23 protein-coding genes are annotated in these 22,327 nt (G+C 64.1%); 8 read left to right on the top strand and 15 right to left on the bottom strand.

Annotated features, from left to right (window positions below):
* Positions 1-313: 313 nt before the first annotated feature.
* A complete protein-coding gene (locus OPU71_RS18990; protein ID WP_267729641.1) occupies positions 314-1,339 on the bottom strand; it encodes a hypothetical protein in 1,026 nt (341 codons plus the stop codon).
* Between the two features lie 282 nt (positions 1,340-1,621).
* The gene (locus OPU71_RS18985) at positions 1,622-2,446 is read right to left on the bottom strand and encodes a GNAT family N-acetyltransferase (RefSeq protein WP_267729640.1); all 825 of its coding nucleotides are present in this window, start codon (positions 2,444-2,446) and stop codon (positions 1,622-1,624) included.
* Positions 2,447-2,542: 96 nt separating this feature from the next.
* Between OPU71_RS18985 and OPU71_RS18980 the strand changes: the two genes are divergently transcribed.
* Positions 2,543-4,711 (top strand): UvrD-helicase domain-containing protein, encoded by a 2,169-nt coding sequence (locus OPU71_RS18980; protein WP_267729639.1) that lies wholly within the window; start codon positions 2,543-2,545, stop codon positions 4,709-4,711.
* Positions 4,712-4,764: 53 nt separating this feature from the next.
* Here the strand turns inward: OPU71_RS18980 and OPU71_RS18975 are convergent, their stop codons facing one another.
* The 6 genes from OPU71_RS18975 to OPU71_RS18950 form a co-directional block, all read right to left on the bottom strand.
* Complete coding sequence (locus tag OPU71_RS18975; RefSeq protein ID WP_267729638.1) at positions 4,765-5,094, bottom strand: hypothetical protein; 330 nt, start codon at positions 5,092-5,094, stop codon at positions 4,765-4,767.
* A 110-nt stretch (positions 5,095-5,204) separates the two neighbouring features.
* Positions 5,205-5,837, bottom strand: coding sequence for a helix-turn-helix transcriptional regulator (locus OPU71_RS18970; RefSeq protein WP_267729637.1), 633 nt, complete (start codon positions 5,835-5,837; stop codon positions 5,205-5,207).
* Positions 5,838-6,158: 321 nt separating this feature from the next.
* Positions 6,159-6,638, bottom strand: coding sequence for a bacterioferritin (gene bfr / locus OPU71_RS18965; protein ID WP_267729636.1), 480 nt, complete (start codon positions 6,636-6,638; stop codon positions 6,159-6,161).
* The gene (locus OPU71_RS18960; RefSeq protein ID WP_267729635.1) at positions 6,592-6,843 is read right to left on the bottom strand and encodes a (2Fe-2S)-binding protein; all 252 of its coding nucleotides are present in this window, start codon (positions 6,841-6,843) and stop codon (positions 6,592-6,594) included. The genes bfr and OPU71_RS18960 overlap by 47 nt, the downstream gene beginning before the upstream one ends.
* Positions 6,844-7,054: 211 nt before the next feature.
* On the bottom strand, positions 7,055-7,693 hold the full coding sequence (locus OPU71_RS18955; protein WP_267729634.1) for a BON domain-containing protein: 639 nt from the start codon (positions 7,691-7,693) through the stop codon (positions 7,055-7,057).
* Positions 7,690-8,283, bottom strand: coding sequence for a phosphoheptose isomerase (locus OPU71_RS18950; protein ID WP_267729633.1), 594 nt, complete (start codon positions 8,281-8,283; stop codon positions 7,690-7,692). Before OPU71_RS18950 ends, OPU71_RS18955 begins: the two co-directional genes overlap by 4 nt.
* 134 nt (positions 8,284-8,417) lie before the next feature.
* On the opposite strand from OPU71_RS18950, the gene OPU71_RS18945 reads away from it, so the two are divergent.
* Genes OPU71_RS18945 through ubiD form a run of 3 tightly spaced genes read left to right on the top strand, consistent with a single transcriptional unit; the run spans position 8,418 to position 11,375 of the window.
* A complete protein-coding gene (locus OPU71_RS18945; protein WP_267729632.1) occupies positions 8,418-8,981 on the top strand; it encodes a chorismate--pyruvate lyase family protein in 564 nt (187 codons plus the stop codon).
* Positions 8,978-9,859 (top strand): 4-hydroxybenzoate octaprenyltransferase, encoded by an 882-nt coding sequence (ubiA, locus tag OPU71_RS18940; protein WP_267729631.1) that lies wholly within the window; start codon positions 8,978-8,980, stop codon positions 9,857-9,859. Before OPU71_RS18945 ends, ubiA begins: the two co-directional genes overlap by 4 nt.
* A gap of 34 nt (positions 9,860-9,893) precedes the next feature.
* Positions 9,894-11,375, top strand: a complete 1,482-nt coding sequence (gene ubiD / locus OPU71_RS18935) for a 4-hydroxy-3-polyprenylbenzoate decarboxylase (RefSeq protein ID WP_267729630.1) — start codon at positions 9,894-9,896, stop codon at positions 11,373-11,375.
* A 128-nt stretch (positions 11,376-11,503) separates the two neighbouring features.
* Here the strand turns inward: ubiD and OPU71_RS18930 are convergent, their stop codons facing one another.
* Complete coding sequence (locus OPU71_RS18930; protein ID WP_267729629.1) at positions 11,504-11,968, bottom strand: thioredoxin family protein; 465 nt, start codon at positions 11,966-11,968, stop codon at positions 11,504-11,506.
* Between the two features lie 82 nt (positions 11,969-12,050).
* Here OPU71_RS18930 and OPU71_RS18925 point away from each other — a divergent pair, with 82 nt between their 5' ends.
* Complete coding sequence (locus OPU71_RS18925; protein WP_267729628.1) at positions 12,051-13,016, top strand: potassium channel beta subunit family protein; 966 nt, start codon at positions 12,051-12,053, stop codon at positions 13,014-13,016.
* Between the two features lie 6 nt (positions 13,017-13,022).
* On the opposite strand, the gene OPU71_RS18920 is transcribed toward OPU71_RS18925, so the two are convergent.
* The 4 genes from OPU71_RS18920 to OPU71_RS18905 form a co-directional block, all read right to left on the bottom strand.
* Entirely contained in the window at positions 13,023-14,045 is a 1,023-nt protein-coding gene (locus OPU71_RS18920) for a CobW family GTP-binding protein (protein ID WP_267729627.1), read from the bottom strand.
* Positions 14,046-14,126: 81 nt separating this feature from the next.
* Complete coding sequence (locus OPU71_RS18915) at positions 14,127-14,324, bottom strand: YbdD/YjiX family protein (protein WP_267729626.1); 198 nt, start codon at positions 14,322-14,324, stop codon at positions 14,127-14,129.
* A gap of 16 nt (positions 14,325-14,340) precedes the next feature.
* Positions 14,341-16,404, bottom strand: coding sequence for a carbon starvation CstA family protein (locus OPU71_RS18910; RefSeq protein ID WP_267729625.1), 2,064 nt, complete (start codon positions 16,402-16,404; stop codon positions 14,341-14,343).
* Positions 16,405-16,747: 343 nt separating this feature from the next.
* The gene (locus tag OPU71_RS18905; RefSeq protein ID WP_267729624.1) at positions 16,748-17,278 is read right to left on the bottom strand and encodes a PEP-CTERM sorting domain-containing protein; all 531 of its coding nucleotides are present in this window, start codon (positions 17,276-17,278) and stop codon (positions 16,748-16,750) included.
* Positions 17,279-17,515: 237 nt separating this feature from the next.
* Between OPU71_RS18905 and OPU71_RS18900 the strand changes: the two genes are divergently transcribed.
* Together OPU71_RS18900 and OPU71_RS18895 are read left to right on the top strand one after the other, a co-directional pair.
* Complete coding sequence (locus OPU71_RS18900; protein WP_267729623.1) at positions 17,516-18,880, top strand: cache domain-containing protein; 1,365 nt, start codon at positions 17,516-17,518, stop codon at positions 18,878-18,880.
* 4 nt (positions 18,881-18,884) lie between these two features.
* A complete protein-coding gene (locus OPU71_RS18895) occupies positions 18,885-19,526 on the top strand; it encodes a response regulator (protein ID WP_267729622.1) in 642 nt (213 codons plus the stop codon).
* A 33-nt stretch (positions 19,527-19,559) separates the two neighbouring features.
* Here OPU71_RS18895 and dacB read toward each other — a convergent pair whose 3' ends face one another.
* Entirely contained in the window at positions 19,560-20,984 is a 1,425-nt protein-coding gene (gene dacB / locus OPU71_RS18890) for a D-alanyl-D-alanine carboxypeptidase/D-alanyl-D-alanine-endopeptidase (protein ID WP_267729621.1), read from the bottom strand.
* A 164-nt stretch (positions 20,985-21,148) separates the two neighbouring features.
* Between dacB and OPU71_RS18885 the strand changes: the two genes are divergently transcribed.
* The gene (locus OPU71_RS18885) at positions 21,149-21,730 is read left to right on the top strand and encodes a hypothetical protein (RefSeq protein WP_267729620.1); all 582 of its coding nucleotides are present in this window, start codon (positions 21,149-21,151) and stop codon (positions 21,728-21,730) included.
* Positions 21,731-21,868: 138 nt separating this feature from the next.
* Here the strand turns inward: OPU71_RS18885 and OPU71_RS18880 are convergent, their stop codons facing one another.
* Complete coding sequence (locus OPU71_RS18880; RefSeq protein ID WP_267729644.1) at positions 21,869-22,309, bottom strand: NnrS family protein; 441 nt, start codon at positions 22,307-22,309, stop codon at positions 21,869-21,871.
* Positions 22,310-22,327: the final 18 nt, after the last annotated feature.

The following is a 22,327-nucleotide window of genomic DNA, read 5'->3' as shown; positions in this document are numbered from 1 at the left end:
ACGGCGAGGACTGTCTGAGGCCCGCAGGGCCGAGTTCCGCAGCCGCCCGACTGCGCGAGCACGCGAGGGAAGTCAGGTGCGCAGCGCCTGACCGCGAACGCCGGGTCGTCTTTTTTTGGTTACTTCTTTTGACGAAGCAAAAGAAGTAACACGCCCGCCGGGGCGGGACCCGGCTTGAACGGGAAGGCCGGAGTAATGCGTCGCGGCCCTTCGCACGCCGACGCGTTGGGTTTCGTTGGGCTCAGCCCAATGACTGCCAATCTGTTAGAAGAGAAAGTTTGGGGGCGCCAACTTGCGCGCCGTTATAGAAGGTTCAGGACTTCTCGGTGACGCGTTCGAAGAAAAACCGAAGCATGTCCCATTGCCCTTGTTCCGAGGAGGCTTCTTTGGCTTTAGGGCAGACGGCCTGCCTATCCAGTATCGACTGAAAGCCGACGTACTCTGCCAGCACGTCGGACGTTCTGGCATCACTTAATCGCATGCGTCCGCGTGCCACCCAGTGCTGGCGGTCATCCATAGTAGAAATGTCGTCTACTTCGAATACGTACTGCGCGAGCGCCTCCCAAATTGGGATAGGCATCACAATTTTGTTGTCGGGCCAATTCTCAAACTTGCGCTCGTCGATATGAGTCTCGGTGAAACCTTTTGCGTGGAAGCTATCACCGTCTTTGTCCCACCGCTGCTTGGTGGCGAATCGAAGGTACTTCCAGTTACCGGATGGGTCCCAGTTGTTGGTTTCAACAAGATCTGAGTGAAGAATCTCGGCAATGTACTCAGGCCGATCAGCATTGCCGATCCAGATGATTGGGTTGACATACTGCTTACGGTTGTCGCTGGGCGGAAACGATTCGCCGAACCTCTTCTGTTGCGACTTCATAGCCTCGGTTGGGGTAACCGTTGGTGCTTCAATCGCTGTGGGTGATTTCTGCTCCGGGTTGACGTTGACGAATACGCTGGAGCCTACCTTGATGGGTTTGAATACTTCGAAGCGCTCTTGAGCTTCACACTGTTTCTGCACTTCTGCGACACTCTTTTCTGCAGCAGTCTTCCGGTCAGCGCGCATTGCATTGAGCTCGCGTTCATGTTTGTCGCCAGAAAAGATGATCAGCACAAGCATGGTCACCATGAGCCCAAGAAACAAGACTACGCCAAACAAAGCTCCCTTCGCTCGGCCCGCAGCGGCCCAGCCAAGTCCCGCGAAAACAAGCCCGACTCCTCCGATTAGCGACCAGATCAATTCAACGACGCCGTAGTCGGGCGCCATAGCGTTGCAATTAGAAGAGCACCCGAAAAGGAGGATGCCTGCAACGAGGCTTCGTGTATTGCTTAGGCGATGCATGATCTGTGAGTTCTTTCAGGCGATCTAGGCTTTGGGTCTCCGGGCATCTTAAAGGGGGCCAATGAATACTCGTGTGACCTTTCGCTTTTCCGTCCGACAAATTGCTCGGGTTGATGCGTGGCCCAACAAATTGCCAATGCCACCGCGTATGGTTGCCGATGCCCCGCAGGGCGGGTACGTCGACGGCGCGTCCGCGCGAATCTGGCGATGGAGCGGGCTTAGTTCCCTGAAATGTGGGTTACGCGTGTGGCTAACCCGCCCAACCGCAACCGCGTGATGCAATCACCGCACGCTCCAGCGCATTTCCCGCTGCGCATTTGCGACCGCAAGCCCGCCCGCGCACAGTGCGTCGGCCAGCGGCCCTTCGGGTTCGTTGACCACCCGCAGGCGGCGCCCCTCCGCCGCCGCGGCGAGGGCGGCGAGCAGGGCGTCGGTCGCGTGCGGCGTGCTGGCGATGTCGATGATGCGCAGCCATTCGCCGTCGACGCGGGTGAGGGCGACGCCGGTTGGGGAGGTTTCCGGGCCGACGCACACCGGCACCAGGTCGGACTGTGCGCGCAGTGCCGGCAGGTCGCGCTGCCAGCAGGCGGGGGCGCGTGGCAGGGTGGCGAGTGCCTGCAGGGCGGCGTCGAACGAGAGGGTGTGGCCGGTGACATGCGTGCAGGTCATCGCCCCTTCGAGCACCAGCAGGCGCCGGGTATCGACGAAGCCGGCGGCGGCATAGGTGCGCAGCGCCCAGTTCTGTTCGAGCGCTTCGAGGGCGATTTCGCGTGCGCCGGCGGCAACTTGCGCCTGCATGAAGTCGCGCACCAGCGGCAGCGAATGCCGTTTGCCCCGCCAGTCCGGCGCGATGCCCCAGCCACCGAGCCAGGCGCGCTCGCCGCGCACGCCGGCCAGCGCAACGGCCATCGGTGTGTCGCTGTCGTACCAGACGCAGGAGCGATCGAGGTCGATGCTGCCGAGCGCGATGTGACGCTGCAGCATCGCTGCATCGAACTGGAAGGGGATGAAGTAGCCGCGGTAGGCCTCGTTCCAGATCGCGAGAAGTGCCTCGGCGCTGAGCGTGCTGGCGGCGGCCCGCGTGAAGGGGTGATCGGTCGTGTGCATGGTGCGAAAGGCTAGCGTCGACGGCGCGCCTTGTCCCGGCACAGTCGGGCGGGGGCGGGCCGGTACAATGTCGGCTTTCCTGCCCGGCCGTGCCTCATGACTTCGCTTCTCGACAACCTCAACCCCGAACAGCTCGCCGCCGTGACGCTGCCGCCGCAGCCGGCGCTGATCCTGGCTGGCGCGGGATCGGGCAAGACGCGGGTACTGACGACACGCATCGCCTGGCTGATCTCCACCGGGCAGACCACGCCGCATGGCTTGCTGGCGGTGACCTTCACCAACAAGGCGGCGAAGGAAATGCTCGCGCGCTTGTCCGCGATGCTGCCGATCAACACGCGCGGCATGTGGATCGGCACCTTCCACGGTTTGTGCAACCGGCTGCTACGTGCGCACTACCGCGATGCCGGCCTGCCGGAAACCTTCCAGATCCTCGATTCGGCCGATCAGCTTTCGGCGATCAAGCGCCTGCTCAAGGCGCTGAACGTGGATGACGAGAAATTCCCGCCGCGCGACATGCAGCACTTCATCAACGGCAACAAGGAAGCGGGTCTGCGTGCGAACGCCGCCGAGGCATGGGACGACTGGACGCGCAAGAAGGTCGCGATCTACGCCGAGTACGAGCGCCAGTGTCAGAAGGAGGGCGTGGTCGATTTCGCCGAATTGCTGCTGCGCGCCTACGAGCTGTTGACGCGCAACGAGCCGCTGCGCGCGCACTACCAGAGCCGCTTCCGTCATGTGCTGGTGGACGAATTCCAGGATACGAACCGCTTGCAGTACCTGTGGCTCAAGCTGCTGGCCGGTCATGGCGGCGCCGAGCCGGCGGCGGTGTTCGCGGTGGGGGATGACGATCAGTCGATCTACGCCTTCCGCGGTGCGGACGTGGGCAATATGCGCGACTTCGAGCGCGAGTTCGCGGTCAAGAGCGTGATCCGGCTGGAGCAGAACTACCGCTCGCACGGCAACATCCTCGATGCGGCCAACGCGATCATCGCCAACAACAGCCGCCGCCTGGGCAAGAACTTGTGGACTGATGCCGGCTCGGGCGAACCGATCCGCGTGTTCGAAGCGCTCAGCGACAACGACGAGGCGCGTTGGATCGTTGAAGAGATCCAGCAGTTGATCCGCGATGGCGCGTCGCGTTCGGACATCGCGCTGCTCTACCGCAGCAACGCGCAGTCGCGTGTGCTGGAGCACCAGCTGTTTTCAACCGGTATTCCGTATCGGGTGTACGGTGGCCTGCGCTTTTTCGAGCGGCAGGAAATCAAGCATGCGCTTGCCTACCTGCGCCTGATCGCCAACCCGGATGACGACACCGCCTTCTCGCGCGTGGTCAATTTTCCGACCCGCGGCATCGGCGCCCGCTCGCTCGAAGCGCTGGCTGATTCGGCGCGCACCTACAACACCAGCCTCTACGCGACGGTGCCGCATCTGGCCGGCCGGCCGGGGCTATCGCTCGCGGTGTTCGTCCGCCTGATCGAAGAGATGCGCAAGGCGACGCGCGAATTGCCGCTGCCCGAGGTGATCGACCATGTGCTCGACCATTCCGGCCTGCGCGCGCACTACCGTGCCGAGCGCGAGGGCGAAGAGCGCTTGGCCAACCTGGATGAATTGCTCAACGCCGGCGCCAACTTCATTTCGGAAGCGGAAGACCCGTCGCTCGCGGGCTTCCTCGCGCATGCCTCGCTGGAGGCCGGCGATCATCAGGCCGATGCCGGGCAGGACGCGATCCAGCTGATGACGGTGCACGCCGCCAAGGGGCTGGAGTTCGACGCGGTGTTCCTGTCGGGCGTGGAGGAGGGCCTCTTCCCGCACGAGAACAGCATCCAGGAGCAGGACGGGCTGGAGGAAGAGCGCCGCCTGATGTACGTGGCGGTGACGCGGGCGCGCCAGCGGCTTTATCTGTCTCTCGCGCAAAGCCGCATGCTGCACGGCCAGACGCGCTACTCGATGAAGTCGCGCTTCATCGACGAGATCCCGCCGCAACTGATCAAGTGGCTCACGCCGCGCGTGCAGGCGTCTCAGCCGCGGTACTACGATCCGGCGCCTTCAAGCGCCGCCCGCCCGACGCCGCGCTCGGCCGCCGCGCAGGTGCGTGATCTGGGCGGCTTTCGCATCGGCCAACTGGTGCGTCACGCAAAGTTTGGCGAGGGCGTGATTGTGTCGGCCGAAGGGGCCGGCAGCGACGCCAAGGTGCAGATCAACTTTGGCGGTGGGCACGGCATCAAGTGGTTGATGCTGGGAATGGCGAAGCTGGAGGGGGTCTAGCCGCAAAAAAGCCGCCCGCGGGCGGCTTCTTCGTTGTCTTAGATGTGTTGAGGTCAGTTGTTCTTGTCTTCCTCTGCCTTCATCTTCGCGACCCACTCGTTGAATGCCTTGATCGCGACGTTGCCCGCTTCGATCTCGACCTTGTGCAATTCGCTGATGCGCGCGGCGGCATCCTGGCGATCCTTGATATAGGTTTGCATACACTGCTTGTAAGTGGAGATGCCCTTGTTATAGGCCTTGATCTGGGTGTTTGACGGCTGAAGGCCCAGCATGTCGGGCTGGACACACTCAATTTTCGGCGGCGGATTGATCGTGACGGGTTCTGCGTGGGCGATGGTGGCTGAAAGTGCCAGCGTGGTCGCGGCGATCAGGCGGATTTTCACGGACTGTCTCCTCGTGAGAGCGAAAAACCGCATGCTACTCCTCGTGAAGTGTGTCGCACTTGCGCCAAGTCGGCAGTTGATTGCTTGCAGGCGACTTGCTCAAGGCCGGTTCAGTGCTTGATCGCGCATGCGGCCGGCGTGGTGCCGTACCTGTCGCGGAAGGCGTGGTTGAAAGAACTTTGCTCGCGATAGCCGAGCAGGAACGCCACTTCGCTCATCGTCAGCCCGGGCTCGCGCAGATATTGCTCGGCCAGTTCGCGGCGGGTGGCGTCCAGCACGGCCTGGTAGTGGGTGCCTGCTTCGGCCAGTTTGCGTTGCAGGGTGCGGGGAGTGCAATCGAGCCCGGCGGCGACTTCTGCCAGACGCGCGTTGCCGTGCGCCAGCAGCGCAACGATCTGGCGGCGCACCGTGTTGAGGATGGCCGCCTGGTGCGATTCGCGCTCTCGCGCAGCGAGCAACTGCTCGGCATGCCGTTCTAGTGCCGGGAACAGGCTTACGTCGGCGTTTGGTGCCGGCAAATCGAGAATCGCGCTGGGGAATCGCGCGCAGTTTTGCGGGGCGTTGAAGCGTACCGGTGCGCCGAAAGACTGCTCGTAAGGCGGCAGCATCTGCGGTTCCGGCTGCGCATTGGCAGAGCGTACCTCCTGCAGCGGCATGCGGGCGTGCGCCAGCCAGTTGGCAAAACTCAGGAAGCCCGCCATCACGATTTCTGGCCGGTGCCGGCAGGGCAGGGGTTCAAGCATGGGCGACACCCAGATGTAGTGGGCGGCCGCGCCGACCTTCCTCCGGTCTCATTCTTGCGCGACGTCTGGACTTCGTGCGCGGGGGGACTACGTGGCGCGGCTGGGCCAGCATCCCGACTTCAACACGGCCGCGGCCACGATGACCCGCGTGGCGCGCAGCTTCGCGCGAATTTCAATCTCTGCGAGATGCGTATACGCGCGTCTATCGGCACATCTAGCAGCGTTTCGCGCCGCCGATACACCGGCTGTCTCACGCTGGATTGAGCGCCCAAACAAAAACGCCCCGCAGCAAGCGGGGCGTTCGATGCGGCGTCGGGCAGCTCAGGAGTCTGCCGGTTTCATCTGCGACTGCAGGTAGTTCTGCAGGCCAACCTTCTCGACCAGTTCGAGCTGGGTTTCGAGGTGGTCGATGTGTTCTTCGGTGTCGTCGAGGATTTCTTGCAAGATGTCGCGCGAGACAAAATCGCGGACCGATTCGCAGTGCGCAATCGCTTCCTTCAGGTCACCATGCGCGCCGGTTTCCAGCTTCAGGTCGCCCTGCAGGCATTCGACGACGTTTTCGCCAATCATCAGCTTGCCCAGATCCTGCAGATTCGGCAGGCCTTCGATCATCAGGATGCGTTCGATCAGCTTGTCGGCGTGCTTCATTTCCTCGATCGACTCGTGATACTCGTGCGAGCCGAGGCGGTCAAAGCCCCAGTTCTTGTAGATCCGGGCGTGGAGAAAGTACTGATTGATTGCGGTGAGTTCGTGCTTAAGCTGCTTGTTGAGCAGTTGGATGACTTTCTTGTCGCCTTTCATGGGGGGCTCTCCGTTCGTTGGTGCCGCTCTGGGCATTGGGGCAGGCATCACAGCTGCGCAAGCAAGTCAGCGCATGCGACGCGCAACGGCCGCACTGCGTCGCAACGCCGAGCGTATCGCTCAGATCGCGCAAGCGCCGGGCGCCATTGCTCGCGGCTTGCCGAACCTGACGTTCGGTTACTGCATGGCAAACGCAGACATACATAGCCTAGCCCTTCGGAGTGCCTTGCCACAAGCGCATTGTTACATCGCGCCTCGGCATGGCAACGACAATAAGAATGGTTCGCATTCTGCTATGGGGGGCCAGTGGCGTCAAGCCCGGATCGCATTGCCGTCCGCTGCAGTCAAAACAAAAGGGCCGCATGACGCGGCCCTTGTTCCTCTTGTTCGATGGGTACCCGGTCAGACTGGGCTGCTCAGGGTGCCTTGCTTGCGCTGTTGGCAGCGCTTGAACTTTGCAGGATGTCAATCTGCTTGATCTGCTCCGGCGACATTACCTCGAACAGGCGAACCACCTTTCGCACGCCGCTGGTAGTGGTTGCAACATAGGTCGCCACTTCCTGTTCGCGCGGCGAGACGATGCCCATCAGGTAAGCGGTGCCGGTTTCGGTCACCACCTTGACCTGCACCGATGAAACTTCCTTCATCTCGACCAGGCGGCTCTTGATCGCCGAGGTCGTGAAGGCGTCGGTGCTTTGCTGCGAGAACGATGCGCGCGCGCCAACCGTCAGTTCATTGTGGATGCCGCGAAAGCCGTTGGGAATCGTCGCAACCTGGCGTTCCGCTTCTGCTTTGGCCGCTTCGGTCGGGACTTCGCCGGTCAGCAGGATCACACGGTTGTAGCTGGTGACCGATACGCGTGCCTCGGGCCCCAGCTTGGCCGATATCGCCGATGCGGCTTTTGTTTCGATGGTTGAGTCTTCAATCTGCACGCCGTAGGAGCGGCGATCAAGCGTTGCGGATACGCCAACCGCCGCGCCGGTCGCGATGATCGGCACACAGGCGGGCAAGCCGCTTGCGATGGCGGCAAGCAGGATCAGGCTGCGCAGCGTCATGCCTCGGACCCCAGCAGCAGGCAGTCGATGCCGTCGCAGATGCAATGGATAGTGAGCAGATGCACTTCCTGGATCCGCGCCGTGCGGTCGTGCGGAACACACAGGTGTACGTCGCTATCGCGCAGCAACCCGCCAATCTTGCCGCCGCCCTTGCCGGTCAGTGCGATCACGCGGATGTCGCGCTGATGCGCTGCCTCGATCGCGGCGATGACGTTGCCCGAGTTGCCGGAAGTGGAGATCGCAAGCAGTACATCGCCGGCCTGACCCAGCCCCCGCACCTGCTTGGCGAAGATCTGCTCGTACGAGTAATCATTGGCGATGGCGGTAATCGCCGAGGTATCGGTGGTGAGCGCAATCGCGGCCAGCTCCGGGCGCTCGCGTTCGAAACGGCCGATCAGCTCCGCGGCAAAATGCTGGCAGTCCGCGGCCGAACCGCCGTTGCCGCAGGCGAGGATCTTGCCGCCGTTCATCAGCGCGTGAGTCATCGCTTCGATGGCGCCGGCAATCGGCGCGGCCATTGAGTCGACAGCCGTGATCTTCGCGTTGGCACTGTCTTCAAATTGTTGGGAGATGTGCGCGATAAGGTCCATCGGGGGCCTCTCATTCCTGACGTTCGGGGCGTGCGCCCAAGATATCCGACCAGTTTACCACGCGGTCGAAAGCCCCTTTCCCGCAACTGCAACAGGATGAAAACGGCGCGGGCGGGTATCATCCCGCGCCTGTCATGACGATCCGAAACATGCACAGCCCGCGCCACGAACGCTGGCTGCCCCACCCCGCCTTGGCCGAGCGTGCGTTGATCCGCCCCTGGCTGACCGATCGTGGTTCACTCACCGCGCGAATCCGCGCGCGCTGCGATCGCTTCGAGGTGCAAGTGCTTCAGCAAAGGCTCGCGCTGCCCCTGGTTGACGAGCGCGCCTTGCTCGGGCGCGTACGCCCGTCTTCGGCGCTGGTGCGTGAAGTGCTGCTGTGCGCCGATGGGGTGCCGGTGGTCTTTGCGCATTCGGTGGTGCTGCCGCGCCACCTGCGCGGCGCGTGGCACCTGGTCGCCGGGCTTGGGGCCCGTCCGCTGGGTGCCGTTCTGTTTGCGGACGCCTCGGTCAAGCGCGGGCGATTACACTTCAAACGCCTGGGCCCGCGCGATCCGCGCTGGCAACGCGCCATCGGCAGTGCGGCGCTCTCGTCCCCAGGCCCGCTCTGGGCGCGCCGCAGCGTCTTCTTGCGACGTGACCTGCCGCTGCTGGTGACTGAAGTGTTCTTGCCGACCATTGCGAGCCTCAAAAGATGAGCTTGATCGAACGACTCGGGATTTACGAGAAGCTGATGCGGCTCGACAAGCCGATCGGCATTCTCTTGTTGTTGTGGCCAACCCTGTGGGGCTTGTGGTTTGCCGGCTATGGCAAGCCGAGTCTTTGGGTGGTCTGGATCTTCGTGCTCGGGACGGTGCTGATGCGCTCGGCCGGCTGCGTGATCAACGATTACGCCGACCGTGATTTCGATGGCAAGGTGGAGCGCACGAAAGACAGGCCGCTCGCGACCGGTGCCGTCAGCGGGCGTGAGGCGCTCTTGCTGGCGGCCGCGTTGGCTTTGATGAGCTTTGTCCTGATTCTGCCGCTGGATCGACTGGTTTGGGCGATGTCGGTGCCTGCGGTGCTGCTGGCGGCGAGCTATCCCTTCACCAAGCGCTTCTTCGCACTGCCTCAGGCTTACCTTGGCGTGGCCTTCGGTTTTGGCATCCCGATGGCTTTCGCCGCCTTGTGGGGCGAGGTGCCGACGGTTGCATGGATTTTGCTGCTGGCCAACATGTTCTGGTCGATCGCCTACGACACCGAATATGCGATGGTCGACCGGCCGGACGACCTGAAGATTGGCATCAAGACTTCTGCGATCACCTTTGGCCGCTTTGATGTGGCGGCAGTGATGATCTGCTATGCGGTGTCACTGGGGCTGCTGGCCTGGGTGGGCGTGCAGTTTGCGCGCGGTTGGTTTTACTTTTGTGGTTTGGCGCTTGCGGCCTTGCTTGCGGGTTACCACTACACGCTGATTCGCGGCCGCGATCGGGCGCTCTGCTTCAAGGCCTTCCTGCACAACAACTGGCTTGGGGCTGCGGTGTTTGCGGGCCTTGCGCTGGATTACTGGATCTACCCCGGACTGTTCGGGCGCTGAGGCCTAGGCGGCCTGCCGTTGAAAGAGGGATTGGATGCGTTACAAGGATCTACGTGAATTCGTCGCGCAACTCGAAGCCCGTGGCGAACTCAAGCGCATTGCGGTGCCGGTGGATACCCACCTAGAGATGACCGAGATCGCCGATCGCGTGTTGCGCGCAGGCGGCCCGGCGCTGCTGTTCGAGAAGCCGACGACTGGGGGCAAGCTCTGCGACATCCCGGTGCTCGCCAACCTGTTCGGCACACCTCAACGCGTGGCCTACGGCATGGGCGAGGAGGGCAACTGGCAGACCACGCTGCGCGAGGTCGGCAAGCTGCTGGCCTTTTTGAAGGAGCCTGAGCCGCCCAAGGGGCTCAAGGATGCGTGGGAGAAGCTGCCGATCCTCAAGCAGGTGATGAACATGTCGCCCAAAGTGGTGAGCTCGGCGCCGTGTCAGGAAGTGGTGTGGCAAGGCGCCGATGTGGATCTCGCGCGGCTGCCGATTCAGCACTGCTGGCCGGGCGATGCCGCGCCGCTGATCACCTGGGGCCTCGTCGTGACGCGTGGCCCGCACAAGCAGCGGCAGAATCTGGGCATCTACCGCCAGCAGGTGCTCGGGCCCAATCGCGTGATCATGCGCTGGCTCGCCCACCGTGGCGGCGCGCTGGACTTCCGTGAACATCAGCAGGCCAATCCCGGCCAGCCTTTCCCGGTTGCGGTGGTGCTGGGTTGCGACCCGGCCACGATTCTCGGCGCGGTGACGCCGGTGCCGGATAGCCTTTCGGAATACCAGTTCGCCGGGCTACTGCGCGGCGGGAAGACTGAGCTGGTGAAGTGCATCGGCTGCGATCTGCAGGTGCCTGCGTCGGCCGAAATCGTGCTCGAAGGCGTGATCCACCCCGACGACATGGCACCCGAGGGTCCCTACGGCGACCACACCGGTTACTACAACGAGGTGTCGGACTTCCCTGTGTTCACGATCGAACGCATCACGATGCGCCGTAACCCGATCTACCACAGCACCTACACCGGCAAGCCACCAGATGAACCCGCGATGCTCGGCGTGGCGCTCAACGAAGTGTTCGTGCCGCTGTTGCAGAAGCAGTTTCCCGAAATCACCGATTTCTATCTGCCGCCCGAAGGCTGCTCCTACCGCCTCGCGGTGGTCAGTATCAAGAAGGCCTACCCGGGCCACGCCAAGCGGGTGATGTTCGGCATCTGGAGCTTCCTGCGCCAGTTCATGTACACCAAGTTCATCATCGTGGTGGATGACGATGTCGACATCCGCGACTGGAAGGAAGTGATCTGGGCGATGACCACGCGGGTCGACGCCACGCGCGACACCACGCTGGTCGACAACACCCCGATCGACTACCTCGACTTCGCCTCGCCGGTGGCGGGCTTGGGCAGCAAGATGGGCCTGGATGCGACCAACAAGTGGCCGGGCGAAACCCAGCGCGAATGGGGTACGCCCATCGTCATGGACGCGGCGGTCAAGCAGCGGGTCGACGAGATGTGGAGCACGCTGGGCTTGTAGGCCGCCGGGGGCGGGCCGGTCGATTGCGCCGTGCCGGGTTTCCCCCTGCAGGAACAAACCCCCAACCGAACTTGCCTGCTCGATCAATCCGAAGCGCACGCCAATCTAGCGCGGTGCGGGCGCGTACCTCACTTCGCCAGCTGTTCAAACACGGCCATCAACTCTGCCTCGCCCATGTCGCGCGCCGAGGCCAGCTCGCCGGCCGAGGTCGCTTTGCGGAGTTTGCCGTCGGCGCCGAGCACGGCAACGGCGGGGATGCCCTTCTTGCTCGGGTTGCCGCAGTCGGCGGCGATGTCCTGGTTGCGGTCCCAGTTGCCGATGTCGACCTTGGTGACGACGTATTGCTTCGCGACATGCTGGGCGACTGTGCCTTCGGCCATTTTTCGGGCAAGTTCGCGGCAGTCCTTGCACCAGTTGGCGCCGAATACCACCAGCACGTGTTTCTTCTGCGACTTGGCCTGCGCAATCGCGGCCTTGAGCTCGGCGCGCGCGTCGGCGGATTCGTTGTAGGGCAGGGGCTCGGCCGCGAAGGCGGATGCGGTGAGCGTTGCGAGGATCAGGGCATTCAGGGCGGGGCGAAGGGCGCGTAGCATGGTGTGTTTCCGTTGATCGGGTAAGCCGGCAATCTAGCATTGCGGCGAGGCCCGTGCTGCTTTGCACAGGGGGGTGTGAAACATGGAATACCGTCGTCTGGGCCGCTCTGGCTTGCAAGTGAGCCAGCTTTCGCTCGGCTCCTGGGTGACTTACCACAACCAGGTTGATACCCGCGCCGCGCGCGAGCTGATGGCTGCGGCCTTCGATCAGGGCGTGAACTTCTTCGACAATGCCGAGGCCTACGCGGGCGGGCAGTCGGAGACCATCATGGGCGCCGCACTGCGCGAACTGGGCTGGTCGCGCAGCAAGTACGTGGTTTCGACCAAGTTCTACTGGGGGCTGTCAGAAGGGCCGAACCAGCGCAACACGCTCAACCGCAAGTACCTGCGGCAGGCGATCGATGGCTCGCTGCAGCGCTTCGGTCTCGAATACGTTGATCTGGCCTACTGCCACCGTGCCGACCCGAACACGCCAATCGAAGAGACGGTATGGGCGATGCACGACATGGTCGAGCAGGGCAAGGCGCTGTACTGGGGCACCTCGGAGTGGGCGGCCGACGAGATCCGCGCCGCGTGGGAAGTTGCCGAACGCCACCACCTGCACAAGCCGGTGGTTGAACAGCCGCAGTACAACCTGTTCCACCGCACACGGGTGGAGAAGGAATATGCGCGCCTCTACGAGGACATCGGCCTTGGACTGACGACCTGGAGCCCGCTCGCTTCCGGGCTGCTGACCGGCAAATACCGCAGTGGCGTGCCGGAAGGCAGCCGTGGCGCGCTCGAAAGCATGGCCTGGTTGCGCGATGCGCTGACCGACCCGGCGAAGAACGCAATCGTCGGCCGTTTCGTGGAGATCGCTGCGGCGCTGGGCTGCACGCCGGCGCAACTGGCGATTGCGTGGTGCAGCGCCAATCTGCACGTATCGAGCGTGATCACCGGCGCCTCGTCGGTCGCGCAACTGAGCGACAACCTCGGAGCGCTGGCGGTGATCCCGAAACTCGACGCGGTGGTGATGAAGCAACTTGCCGAGCTGTTCGGCGCGGGCTGAGCGTGGTCAGGCGCTGGCGGTTTCGGCGGCCAGCGCCGCGAAGCGATCCTGAAGCGCCGCGAAGGGTAAGTTGCGCCCGATCAGCACGATGCGGTTGTCGCGCGTTTCGTCCCGCGCCCACTCGCGGCCGAAGTTGAACCCTGCAATGCGATGCACCCCCTGGAAGATCAGTCGCCGCGCTTCACCTGCGATCGACAGGATGCCCTTGTAGCGCAGCAGGTCGTTGGCATGCGCTTCGATCAGCGATTCGACAAAGTCGGATACCGCATCCAGGTCAAGCGCGCCGTCGGCCTCGAGCACCACCGAGCCGATCGCAGCGTCGTGACGCGGCGCCTGAATCCCCTCCGTACTGGCGGCGCTGTGCACGAAACGAGGTGCCGGCTTGCGTGGCGGCAGGCCGCGTTCGTCGAGCGAGAAGCCGCCGATGTTCAGCAGATCGCGCCAGTCCTCGTCGGCCGAGTTCGCCTCTAGCAAGGGCGCGCGGGCGTTGATGGCGCGCAGCCGCGGCAGCAGGGCCTCGTGCGCCGCCGCATCGGCGCAATCGTGCTTGGTCAGCAGCAAGCGATCGGCGTAAGCCACCTGCGCACTCGCGACGCGCTCGCGATCAAGCTGCGTGAGGGCGTGGCAGGCATCAACGAGGGTAATCACGCCATCCAGCGCGTAGACCTCGCGCAGCGCCTCGTCCCAGAAGAAGTTCTGGATCACCGGGCCGGGGTCGGCGAGGCCGGTGGTTTCGATGATCAGCTGGTCGAATGCGATCAGGCCGGATTCGCGCCGCGTTGCCAGATCCAGCAGCGCAGCGGCGAGTTCGCCCTGCACGCTGCAGCAGATGCAGCCGTTGGAAAGCTCCACCACGGTGGTCGCTCCGGGGCCGACCAGGTCGCCATCGATGCTCTCGGCGCCGAACTCGTTCTCCACCACGGCAATGCGCTGCCCGTGTGGCGCCGCAAGCAGGCGGTTGAGCAAGGTGGTCTTGCCGGCACCGAGGAAGCCGGTGAGCAGGGTGACGGGGATGGGCTGGGTGGTCATGGCGGGGTCCTTCACGGAGTGCGCGTGGGCTTGCATCGCAGCCGGTGCAGGCCCCCGAGCACTCGGGGGGTGTTCAGCGGATCAGCAACACTTGCCGTTGCTTTTCGCGCCAAAGCGGGCGTCCTGACGTTCGCGGAAGAATTCCTCGTAGCTCATCGGCGTCTGCTCAGGATGCGTCAGACGCATGTGCTGAACGTAGGTGTCGTAATCGGGCTGACCCACCATCAGGCGGGCTGCCTGACGGAGGGTCTGACCCATGCGAGCGAGGTCGCGGAACATCGTTTGCCCGGTTCGCTCAGGCGGCGCTGGCCGGCAGCGGCTGGTAGGCCGTTTCCTGCGCTGTGGGGTGGCTGACGCGGTAGGCCCGCAGTGCGGCGCGCGTGCCGTAGACCAGCACGGTCAGCAGCACGAAGATGAACAGCGCGCACAGCCCGGCGTCCAGATAGTCGTTGAAGATCACGCGTTGCATCTGGTCGATGCTCTTGGCCGGCGCCAGCACTTCACCGCGATCCGCCGCGTTGCTGAACTTGGCCGCGTGGGCGAGGAAGCCCACTTTCGGGTTCTCGCTGAAGATCTTCAGCCAGCCGGCGGTGAGTGTGCAGGCCAGCAGCCAGACTGTGGGGACCACGGTGACCCAGACGTAACGCTCGCGCTTCATCTTCACCAGCACCACCGTCGCCAGGATCAGTGCCACCGCAGCGAGCATCTGGTTCGCCACACCGAACAGCGGCCACAAGGTGTTGATGCCGCCGAGCGGATCGACCACGCCCTGGTACAGGAAGTAACCCCAAGCGCTGACACACAGGCCAGTGGCCAGCAGGTTCGCAAGCAGCGACTCGGTGCGCTTCATCGACGGCACGAAGGTGCCCATCAGGTCTTGCAGCATGAAGCGTCCGGCGCGGGTGCCGGCATCAACCGCGGTGAGGATGAAGAGCGCCTCGAAGAGGATCGCGAAGTGGTACCAGAAGGCCATCATCGCCTGGCCGCCGATTGCGCCAGAGAGAATCTGCGCCATACCGACAGCAAGCGTCGGTGCGCCGCCAGCGCGCGAGATGATGGTGTTCTCGCCCACATCTTTTGCCACCTGGGTCAGCATTTCAGGCGTAACCACGAAACCCCACTGCGAGATCGCCACGGCGGCGGTTTCGGCTGTCTTGCCCAGCACCGCGGCCGGGCTGTTCATGGCGAAGTACACGCCCGGTTCAACGCAGGCGGCGGCCACCAGCGCCATGATCGCGACGAAGGATTCCATCAGCATGCCGCCGTATCCAATGAAGGGGGCGTGCGTCTCATTTTCGAGCAGCTTGGGCGTCGTGCCCGACGAGATCAGCGCATGGAAGCCGGACACCGCGCCGCAGGCGATGGTGATGAAGAGGAAGGGGAACAGCGGCCCCGCCCAGACCGGCCCGGTGCCATCGACGAACTGCGTCAGCGCCGGCATCTTCAGCGTTGGGGCGACGAAGGCAATGCCGACCGCCAACCCCATGATCGTGCCGATCTTAAGGAAGGTCGAAAGATAGTCGCGCGGCGCCAGCAGCAGCCACACCGGCAGCACCGAGGCGACGAAGCCGTAGCCGATCAGCATCCAGGTGAGGGCTTTGCCGTCGAAGTTGAACATCGGCCCCCAGGTGGGGCTGGCCGCCACATCGCCGCCAAAGACAATTGCCGCCATCAGCAGCACGAAGCCGATGATCGATATCTCACCGATCCGGCCCGGGCGGATGAAGCGCAGATAGATGCCCATGAAGATCGCGATCGGGATCGTTGCGGCCACCGTGAAGGTGCCCCAGGGCGAGTCGGTCAGGGCCTTCACCACGATCAGCGCGAGCACCGCGAGGATGATCACCATGATCATGAAGGTGCCGAACAGCGCCACCACGCCGGGGATCGGCCCGAGTTCGGACTTGATCAGGTCGCCGAGCGAACGGCCGTCGCGGCGCGTGGAGATGAACAGCACCATGAAGTCCTGCACCGCGCCCGCGAAGATCACGCCGGCGAGAATCCACAGCATGCCCGGCAGGTAGCCCATCTGCGCTGCGAGCACCGGGCCCACCAGCGGGCCAGCGCCGGCAATCGCCGCGAAGTGGTGGCCGTAGAGCACGTACTTGTTGGTCGGTACGTAGTCCAGACCGTCGTTGTGCCGCCAGGCGGGTGTCATGCGGGTGCCGTCAACCTGCAAGACCTTGTGGGCGATGAACAGGCCGTAGTAGCGGTAGCCGATCAAGTACACCGAGATCGCGGCGACGACGACCCAGAGGGCATTGATGGATTCGCCGCGACTGAGCGCAACAACGGCGAGGGCAGTGGCGCCCAGCAAGGCGAGGGCCGCCCAGCCAAGATGTGGAAGCAAGCGTTTCATGGTCTCCTCCAACGCTGGCCGGGTCAGCGGCCGCATGGGTTATCGATATCGGACGACGTCTGCGCTAGAACTGCGACGTTGCGTGAAGTATCGATAAGCGGATTTGATCGCACATCCGCGGGACTACCGAGAATCGCTCCGTGGTACTACGTAAGGAATTACCCGCACAAGATTCGAACTGAGCTGGCGGTGATTGCGCGAATCGGATGGCGTTCGACCTTGTGCGCACGCCAGCCGAACCCGGCGCAGGCGCGGCGCTGCGTTCGCTGTGGATCATGGGCGCCGCAGGCCCAGAAGCAAAAGAGGCGCCCTAAGGCGCCTCTTCATGCCGCTGTTTCCGGCGTCAGGCTTGCTTGCGACGGCGGCGGGCGGCCATCGCGGTGATGCCCAGACCCGCAAGCATCATTGCGTAGGTTTCGGGTTCGGGCACGGCAGGGGTGATGCCTGCGCCGGTCACATCCAGCACGTAAAGCGTTGACAGTTCATGCGAGTACGCTGAACTCCAAGTGACAAGGTCGAGGTTGGTCCAGTTGAGTGTCGCTGTTCTGATTTCCCCGTATTTGATGTCGCGAGTGTCAATCGACTTGACTCGGAGTCCGTTCCGAAAGGCGTAGATCGTGTAGGGCGCGTCGGTCTCGTCAACGCTGGTCAATGGATTGTCGGCCAGGGGCGACCCGAACCATTCGATCCAGAAGGTGGTTGAGGTGAGGTCAAAAGGCGTTGCGGGGTCGGACCACAGCGCACCGTCCACCTGCCCAACCCAAACACCATTGACATATTCCTGGTAAGGCGAACCGAAGGTCGTTCCTGCGTGTGCGCTGCCGACGAATGCGCTGGCCACGGCCAGCGCGATTGCACCAAGTTTGGCTTTCATGGGGGGTACTCATATTGGATCAGGGAAGCCCGGATTCTATCCCGATAGCATCGTGGGCCTTCTTGACCCGCGTTGCGGCGCTGCCAAACTTTGCACAGTGCATCCGCAAATGGGCGTCGCAAGCACACGCCGCGGGTCACGCAGGCGGGCCCTGAGTTGCCTGGCCTGAACAATTGATTTGCTGGCGCGCTGTGCGTACCGTTGTGAGCTCGTGCTCCAGCGGTGTTGACGCGTCAGATGCAGCTTCGCCTGAAAGTCCTGATCCTCGCGGTTGCGCCGCTGTTGCTCGCCATCGCAGCGGTGGCGGCGGTGGTGCGTATCGAGTCGCGTGCGCTGGCTGAGGCGGAGCTCGCTGCGGTCGAACCCGTCCTGATCGCCGCCCGCAAAGCGGAGTTGCAGCACTACGTGCAGCTTGCGCTAGGCGCTGTCGAGCGCCTGCATCGTCAAGGCGACGATGGGGCGGCACGTGCCGAAGCCTTGGCCACGCTGGCAAAGCTTGACTATGGCCGTGACGGCTACTTCTTCGTCTACGACCTGGGCGGCCGTAACCTCATGCACCCACGCCAGCCAGAATTGGTGGGGCAGGATTTGTGGAATCTGCGTGATCCACAGGGTACGCCGACGATTCAGCGCCTGATCGCGCAGGCCAGATCAGGCGGTGGCTTCGTTGAGTTCATGTGGCAACGCCCATCCACCGGCAAGCTCGAACGCAAACTGGGTTTTGTTGCACTGGAACCCAAATGGGGCTGGATGATCGGTACCGGGATCTATCTGGACGACCTTGCCGAGGCGCGGGCGCGGATCGATCGTGAGGCCTCCCACGCCATCAATGCAACGCTGGGCCTGATCGCGGCGATCGCAGTGGTGGCGGCAATGCTGGTTGCGATGGGCGGTTTGGCGCTCAACCTGTCTGATCAGCGCGATGCCGAAGCGCGGATGCGGGCGCTGGCGCAGCAGGTGGTGCGCTCGCAGGAGACCGAACGTGCGAGGGTGGCCCGCGAGCTGCACGACGGCGTCAGCCAATGGCTGGTCTCGGTGAAGTACATGTTCGAATCGGTACAGGTGCGGCTGGAGGCGCTCCGGCACGACGATCTGGGGCCGGCCGCTGAATCGCTGGCGCGCGGCATCACGCGAATGAACGAAGTGCTGCGCGAGATCCGCCGCATCTCGCATGGTTTGCGCCCGGCCCTGCTTGACGATCTGGGCCTCGCCCCCGCGCTGGAACAAATGGCTGGCGAATTCTCTGCGCGCACGCAGATCGCAGCCCTGGTTGAAGCCGATCGCAGCATCGACTTCCCTGAAGTGCTCGCAACGGCGCTTTACCGCGTGGCGCAGGAAGCCCTGGCAAACGTCGAGCGCCATGCCGGCGCCCACTCTGTTTCGATATGCCTTGAAAAGCATGGTGCAGGTATCCGCATGCGCATCCGCGATGACGGCCACGGTTTTGATCCCGCGCTGGCGCAGGACCAGCCGCGCGGCGGGCTGGGGCTCTCAAGCATGCGCGAGCGGGTTGAAACCTTGGGCGGGCGCTTCGACTTGCGTTCCGGAGCGCAGGGCACCACGATTGAAGCCCAATTTACCGACGCTGCCCTGCGGCGATAGCGCGATGATGCACAGCCCGGTTTCTTCAAACGTCCGGATCATGCTGGTGGACGATCACCCCTTGGTGCGCGACGGCGTTCGTGCGCGGCTTGAGGCGGTGCCAGGTTTCCGCGTGGTTGCTGAGGCCGGTTCGGCGGCCGAGGCGCTGGCGGCCATTGCGCAGCACGCGCCCGATGTTGCGCTGATGGACATCGGCCTGCCGGGGACTAGCGGCGTCGAGCTTGCGCGGCAGTGCCACGAGCGCTTTCCCGCGGTTCGCATCGTGATGCTGACGATGCACGATCAGCCTCAGGTGGTGCTCGAATCGTTCCGGGTCGGCGCTCGCGCCTATGTCCTGAAGGATTGCCCGGCGCAGGAGATCGTTGCCGCGATCGAATCGGTGATGGCCGGCCGGCGCTACTACTCGGCCGGCGTTGCCGACGCGCTGGCGCAGGCCAGCGTGCCCGAGGAGCAGTTGTCGGTACGCGAAAAGGAAGTGCTGGGCTTCATCGCGGATGGGCTCTCAAGCAAGGAGATCGCCCAGCGGCTTGATCTTTCGGTGCGCACAGTTGAAACCCATCGCCTCAACATCAAACGCAAACTTGATCTGGATGGCCCCGCCGCGCTGGCGCGATTTGCGGTGGAGCGCAAGTGGGCGGGCAGTTGAGCGGCGGGCGTCCGGGCATGGCGCGCTGATCGGCTACTCGTTTTCGTAAAGACTGCGGAGCAGTGCTTCAAGTGCGCTGTCCGTCCCGTCCGCATTGGCGTGGTTGACCAGCCAGGCGAAGGCGATCCAGCGCCCACGGGTATCGAGCAGGTAGCCCGCTGCGGCCCGCACGCCATCGAGCGTGCCTGTCTTGACGTAGCCGCGGCCGGCGATCGGTGTGCCGGGCAGGCGCCGCTTCATCGTGCCGTCGATACCCACGATCGGCTGCGCGGCCACAAACTCGGGCATGCGCGGGCTTGTCCAGGCCGCACGTAGCAAGGCCCCCAGTTGCGACGCGGTGCTGCGCTCCTGGCGCGAGAGGCCGGAGCCGTTTTCAAAGGTCCACTGTTTCGGATCGAGGCCGCGCTCGCTCATCCAGTCGCGTGCCCGCTCGGCGGCCAGCTCGGGTGTGACCGGCGTGCCGCTGCCATCGAGGGCCAGGCTCAGGAAGATCTGCCGAGCCATCAGGTTGTTCGAGTACTTGTCGGTTTCGCGCAGGACCTCACCCAGCGGTGCCGACGCCCAGCTGGTAAGCAGCGTGGCGTTTGCGGGCACCGCTGCGCTGCGGACCCGGCCGGTGAACTGGCCACCCAGTTCCGCCCAGAGCGCGCGGAACACCCCGCCGGCCATGATGGCAGGGTCGGGCACCGCAAGGTTGAGGTGCTTCTCGCCACACGCCAGCGGAAAGCGGCCGGGGAGCCGGACGGCAAGCGTCTCGCCGGTGACAGCAATCTCGGGCGCGGCCATGTCGCGCCAGCTCGGGCAGGTGTCGCCGGGCAGCGCGCGCAGTTTGTTGTCGATGCTCAGGCCGCTGAATGGCACGGTCGGGGTGATCGTGATGCGGCCATCGGCGGTGGGCGCGATGCGCAGGGTGATGGCATTGAAGTTCACTGCCAGCGCATCGGGCGCCGCGTTGTAAGCGCGCGCGGCACGCCCATCGAAGGCCGCGGCGTCATGCGGTGGCAGCGCGAACAGGCTGCGATCGAGCAGCAAGTCGCCTTCAATCTTGGTCACGCCCCGCGCGCGTATGTCTCGCAGCAGGGCGCCGAAGCGATCCCATGTCAGGAAGGGGTCGCCGCCGCCGCGCAGGATCAAGTTGCCCTTGAGGGTGCCGCCTTCGATCGTGCCATCGGCGTAGACCTCGGTCTTCCATGTCCAGGCCGGTCCCAGGGTTTCGAGCGCGGCCAGGCTGGTCAGCAGCTTCATCACCGAAGCCGGGTTGCGCGCAGTGTCCGCATGGTGTTGCCAGCGTGGCTGGGGCGCGTCCAGCGGTGCAGCCCACAGTGATACGGCAGACTCCGGCACGGCGGCGGACTTGAGCGCGCGGGCGACGTCGTCTGGCATGGCGGCGATGGCGGCAGCGCAGAAGAGCTTGGACGTGCACAGCAGGGCGAGGATTCGGAGGGTTTGACGAGTCATGCGGCGAAACCTACCACGATGCTTACAAACCGTTGCAATGGCTCACGCGTGCGATACGCCTCGGGCACGCCGCTGCGGCAGAGTGCAGCTCAAGCGATGGCCGGCACGAAGCGGGCTGTGCCAGCGAAGACGAACCGGCTTCGCCCAGGGCTCTGGAGGAACAGATGAACACCACGATTCGGAACATGGCTGCGATCCTGATGGGCTTGCCCGCCGTCGCCATGGCAGCGGAAACGACGGCGCGGGACCGCAACGTCAATCAGCAAACGCGCATCGAGCAAGGTTTGGAGCGCGGCACGCTGAATGTGCGCGAGGCAGCGCGTCTTGAGAACATGCAGAGCAATGTCGAGCGCATGCAGGCGCATGCCGCGCGTGATGGCTTGGTCACCGGCAAAGAGGCTGCCCGCATCGACCAGGCGCAGGATGCAGCCAGCAATTCGATCTACACGCAGAAGCACGACGCGCAGCGTGGCAACCCGAACACCGCATCGAGCCAGCGCATGCAGGCGAGCGTTGAGCGCAACATCAATCAGCAAACACGGATTCGTAACGGCGTGGCCGACGGCAGCATGACGCTGCATGAAGCGAGCCGTATGCAGGGCCAGCAGGCGCACGGCAATCGCGTGCTTGCTCGCACCGGGGCCGATGGGCATCTTGGTCGATACGAGCAGCAGCGTGTCGCGAGTATCGACGATCGGCAATCTCGGCATATCTGGCGCCAGCGCCACGACGCACAGGGCAAGTAAACGGGCGTGCCGCCCCGGGGTGGGCCTTGCCAAGTCGCAGCACAGCGCTTTGGCAAGGCTTGCCCGCAGCGGCGCAGAGTGACTCTCCAATCCTTTGACGGGGGAAGGGTTCGGCTCCTCGCCCAACCCCCGATTTTTTCAGCCCTTGCGTCCGTCTATTCTTGGCCGGACCAGCATCGGGGCGTACTTCCACAGATACAGCGCAAACGCGCCGCTCCAGCGAAGCGCGGCGAGGCCGAGCACCACGTGGGGATGCGCGGGCAGCGCCAGGCTGCCGAACACGCGTAGCAAGGCGCCCCCCAGTATCAGCGCATAAGCCAGGGGTTCGAGGCGGGCTGCCTGCAGCAGGCGCCCGGTGTGGCCCAAGGCGGTGCGTGTCATCATCCCGAGAATCAGGCTACCCATTGCGCCCACGGCAAAGGCGTGCCAGGCGAGTGTCGGCGCCGTCAAACCCAGCGCGGCGAGCGCAAGCAAGACAAGCCCGACGATGATCCAGGCGTGCCCGAGGTGAAGTACCCACAACAGCGGCATTGATCGGGTTGCCCAAGGGTTCCAGCCCCAGGTGCGGGCCGCTTGCAGGGCCGCTGCGAGCTTCCC

Origin of the sequence: Niveibacterium sp. 24ML (assembly GCF_026586805.1) — a bacterium.
Classification (GTDB): domain Bacteria; phylum Pseudomonadota; class Gammaproteobacteria; order Burkholderiales; family Rhodocyclaceae; genus Niveibacterium.
The sequence above is the reverse complement of the archived record's forward strand: the minus strand, read 5'-3'. Positions and strand labels throughout refer to the sequence as shown.